At 66.4% G+C, this 3758-nt stretch carries 6 protein-coding genes; all 6 read right to left on the bottom strand.

Features of this window, described 5'->3' with window-relative positions:
• Window positions 1-109: 109 nt before the first annotated feature.
• The 6 genes from fliE to fliD all read right to left on the bottom strand — a co-directional run bounded on the left by fliE (window position 110) and on the right by fliD (window position 3644).
• The gene (fliE, locus tag ODJ79_RS46370) at window positions 110-466 is read right to left on the bottom strand and encodes a flagellar hook-basal body complex protein FliE (protein ID WP_263030151.1); all 357 of its coding nucleotides are present in this window, start codon (window positions 464-466) and stop codon (window positions 110-112) included.
• A 5-nt stretch (window positions 467-471) separates the two neighbouring features.
• The gene (locus ODJ79_RS46365; protein ID WP_263030150.1) at window positions 472-864 is read right to left on the bottom strand and encodes a flagellar basal body rod protein FlgC; all 393 of its coding nucleotides are present in this window, start codon (window positions 862-864) and stop codon (window positions 472-474) included.
• Window positions 864-1211, bottom strand: a complete 348-nt coding sequence (locus tag ODJ79_RS46360) for a flagellar basal body rod protein FlgB (RefSeq protein WP_263030149.1) — start codon at window positions 1209-1211, stop codon at window positions 864-866. The genes ODJ79_RS46365 and ODJ79_RS46360 overlap by 1 nt, the downstream gene beginning before the upstream one ends.
• A gap of 179 nt (window positions 1212-1390) precedes the next feature.
• Window positions 1391-1711 carry a hypothetical protein gene (locus tag ODJ79_RS46355; protein ID WP_263030148.1) on the bottom strand — a complete coding sequence of 107 codons (321 nt, stop codon included), beginning with the start codon at window positions 1709-1711 and terminating at the stop codon, window positions 1391-1393.
• Between the two features lie 4 nt (window positions 1712-1715).
• Window positions 1716-2096: a flagellar export chaperone FliS gene (gene fliS / locus ODJ79_RS46350; RefSeq protein WP_411267454.1), complete on the bottom strand. Its 381-nt coding sequence runs from the start codon at window positions 2094-2096 to the stop codon at window positions 1716-1718.
• A gap of 123 nt (window positions 2097-2219) precedes the next feature.
• Window positions 2220-3644 carry a flagellar filament capping protein FliD gene (gene fliD, locus ODJ79_RS46345; protein ID WP_263030146.1) on the bottom strand — a complete coding sequence of 475 codons (1425 nt, stop codon included), beginning with the start codon at window positions 3642-3644 and terminating at the stop codon, window positions 2220-2222.
• Window positions 3645-3758: the final 114 nt, after the last annotated feature.

The raw sequence follows: 3758 nt of genomic DNA, 5'->3' as shown, positions 1-3758 counted from the left end.
GACGACCAGAGCGAGCAGAGCCGCGACCGTGACAGCCTTCTGTCCTGCGGTGAACGACTTGAAGGCGTTGATGATGCGACGAATCGGGGCGGGAAGACGGTCAGTCATATCAGGCCTGCATCCTCATGATTTCCTGGAAGGCTTCCACTGCCTTGTTGCGGATAGCGAGCGTGAGCTGCAAGCCGAGGGACGCCTCATTGGCGGCCATCGTGTACTGCGCCGGGTCCTTCAGCGTCCCGTCGGCGACCTGAACAGCGAGGTCGTCGGCCCTGTTCTGGGACGCCTGCACGCTTTCCAGGCCCTTGGTGAGCATGTCGCCGAAGTTCGCGTTCGGTCCCTGCCCGGCGCCGGCGCTCGCGGCGGCGCCGGAGAGCGCGTCGGTGCCCTTGAGCGCGTCGACGCCGCTGATGCCGGAGATCCCGCTGAGGCCGGAGATCCCGCTGATGGCGCTGATCGGAATGGTCATTCAGCTCACTTCCCCAGGTTGATCGCGGCGGTGTACGAATCCTTGGCTCGGTCGACGACCGAGAGGTTTGCCTGATAGGCGCGCTGGGCCATCATCATCTGAGCCATCTGGCTGCCCAGGTCGATGTCCGGCCGGCGCACGTAACCCTTGCTGTCGGCCAGCGGGTTCTGCGGGTCGTAGGTGAGGATGCCCTGGGCGCTGCCGAAGGCGACCCCACCGACCTGCGCACCGTTGCCGTCCGCTGCCTCCTGGGCCACCACGTACCGGGCCTGGAAGGCCTTCTCGTTGGTGCGGCTGACGTTGTCGATGTTGGCGATGTTGTCGGACACCGCGTCCAGCCACTTGCGGTAGACGGTGACGCCGGTCCCGGCGACCCCGATCGCGTTGAAGATGCTCATCAGGACCCCTTGATCGCGTCGCGGAGCAGGCCGTACTTGCTGTCCAGGGCGCGCATCGTGAGCTGGTAGCGCATCGTGGTGTCGATGTGCGACAGCGTCTCCTCGTCGAGGTTCACGTTGCTGCCGTTGAGCCGGGTGGGCTCGAGGGAGGTCTGCGTGGCCGGTGTGACCGACGCCGGCGAGTCACCGCGGGCGATGGCGCCGGACAGTGCCTGCTCGAACTCCACCTTGCGAGCCCGGTAGCCGGGGGTCTCGATGTTCGCGATGTTGTTGGCAATGGCGCTCTGCCGGGCGGCGAGCCCCGCGGCGGCGACGCGCAGGGATGATGTTGAAAGGTCGTCGAACACAGCAGCTCCTTGGGCTTCAGCAAGGGCGCCGATCCATGGCTTTTCTCTGAGCAATCCGTGCTCGTACCTTGCAGTTCGGCCCGGCCCGTAACCCACTGAGTGCGTACCGGTTGCCGCGAAGTTGCACGCAAAAAGTCCCGGAACTCCCTTGGCGGGAGTCCCGGGACCTTGTGGTTTGGTCACATGGCGCGGTCGACGTAAACCGGGCGCTTGACCGCCTCCCCGGTCTCGATCCGGGCGGTCGCCGCCATCTGCATGCGGTTGGCGGTGAGCCGGCGGCCGATCTCCTCGGCGACCCGCAACTGGCGGGTGAGGATCTCGTCGGCGCGCGGCTTGAGCTCCAGCGGCAACGCGCCGAGCTCGGTCGGCGGCCGCCAGAGGTTCGCGGGTGGCGTCTCGGCGTTCCGGCGCTCGTCGGCCAGCATGGCCTCGATCTGCGAGACGTCGAGCTCGAGCTCGTCGAGCGCAGCGGTCCAGGCGCCGCGCCAGTCTCCGGTCATCGGCTCAACCGGCGACCGCCGCGGCGGCCGCCTCTCGCCAGGTGTCGCGCAGCGGCTCCACCAGGGCCCGGCAGGCGGCGACCCGGTCGGGATCCCTGGCGATGTTCGCGGCCATCATCTCGGAGAGCAGCCAGGAGTAGAGGTCGGCCAGGGCGGGACCGCCCGACCAGGCGTCGACGTCCAGGGTGGTGCGCAGCTCCATGACGATGTCCTGCGCGTGGGTGAGCAGCTCGGGCGCTGCGGCACGTGCCTCCATGCGCTGGTTTTGCTGCTGAACACGCTGTTCCGAGTCGGCGACCCACTCCGGCGACTGCTCGTACTTCTGCACCACGCGTAGTGCCTCTTCCGCCTGGATGAGGTCGAGCACGAGCCGGTCGTAGAGCATGAGCAAAAGCTTTGCCGGCGAGGCGGTGTTGATCGAATCCGTTAGGTAGCGGTCACGCAGCGAACTGGCCATAGTTTCCCTCGGTCAATGGCCCCGGACGTCGGGGCCGGAAGTGGCTTGCGGTCAGTTGGAGGAGAGGCCGGCGAGCTGACCGGAGAGCCAGCTGGACTGGTCCTTGAGCTTGCCGAGCGCGACCTCGAGGTCGGCGTACTGCTTCTGCAGTGCCTCCCGCTTCGCCGCGAGCCGGACGTCCCAGTTGCTGATCTGGTCGTTGAGGTCGCTGATCGCGTTGTTGCGGTTGGTCTGGATCGCCTTGAGGTTGTTCGACATCGTGGTGGTCATGGTGTTGACCTGGTCGCCGAACGCCATGCCGGCGGTCTGGATCGTGGCGGGGTCATTGGCGTACGCGTTGTTGAACTTGCTCCGGTCAAAGGTCAGCTGCCCGGTGCTGTCCAGCTGGATGCCGAGCTTGGAGAGCGAGCCAAAATTGATCTTGGGGGCGGTCGACGGCGGAACGGTGTCCGGCACCGGCGGCGTCCAGTTGGGGTCAGGGTAGGAGAGACCCGTGCTGATCGAGCTCAGGATCTTCTGCTGCATCTCGCGCACCGAGAAGTCGCCGGTGAGCGGCGAGCCCTTCTTGGTGGCGGGGTCGTAGGCGGTCTGCTTGCTGATCTCCTGGAGCGCCGCGTTGGCCGCGTCCACCATCGCCTGGAACTTGTCGGCGATGGAGCCGCTGTCGCCGGAGACGTCGACCGTGACGTTGTTCTCCAGCTTCGTCGCGGTCAGGGTCACGCCGGGCATCAGGTTGGCGAAGGTGTTGGTGCTGCTGCTGACCGTGTACGAGCTGCCGCCGCCGCCGTTGACCTGCAACTGCGCGTCGGTCGCGGCCGTGGTGGCCGGCGAGGTCCCGGTCAGGCCGGCCCCGTCCAGGCCGGTGATCTGGAAGCCGTTGGCCGCGCCGGTCTTGGCGCTGGTGAACTGGAGGACGCCCTGGGTGTCGCCGGTCTTCAGGACGTACGCGGTGACGCCGACGTTGGCCTTGTTGATCGCGTTCACGATGCCGGCCGCCGACTTGTCGGCGCTGACGTCAATGTCAGTCGATTTGGCGGTGGCGCCCGACCCGGTGGTGATCGTGATCTTGTCGGAGACCGCCAGCTGGGTCGTGCTGTCCATCTTGCCGTCGCTGTTCCGGTCGATCGGCGTGGTGTCCACCGCCATCGTGGTGTACTGCTTGCTCGCCAGCGAGGTCACGTTGAAGGTGAGGCTGCCGGTGGTGGCGTTGATGCTGGCGGAGGTGGACACGGAGAGCGTCGGCGAGCTCGACGTCGCCTTGATCGCACGCCACGTGTCGAGCTGGCTGAGCGCCTTGCCGGCGCTCTGGAACCCGGAGATCGCCGAGTTGACCGACAGGTAGGAAGCCACCGCGGTCTGTGCCGTGGTCACCTTGTTCTTGAGCGACGTCTGTGGCTGAGCCTCCAGCTGCATGAGCTGGTTGATCATGTTGGACGTGCTGAGGCCGCTGACGAGTCCGTCAACAGAGCTGGTCACGGTGGCCTGCCTTTCCTAACAAGGAAGCGGGGGTAGCCAGCGGCGTTCGCCAGCTACCCCCACCTATCGGCTACGAGCGCTACTTATTCAGTTTTGGTGGGTTGTAGCTCGGTT

Origin of the sequence: Actinoplanes sp. KI2 (assembly GCF_025630775.1) — a bacterium.
Lineage (GTDB): Bacteria > Actinomycetota > Actinomycetes > Mycobacteriales > Micromonosporaceae > Actinoplanes.
This window is presented reverse-complemented; position numbering and strand designations above follow the sequence as displayed.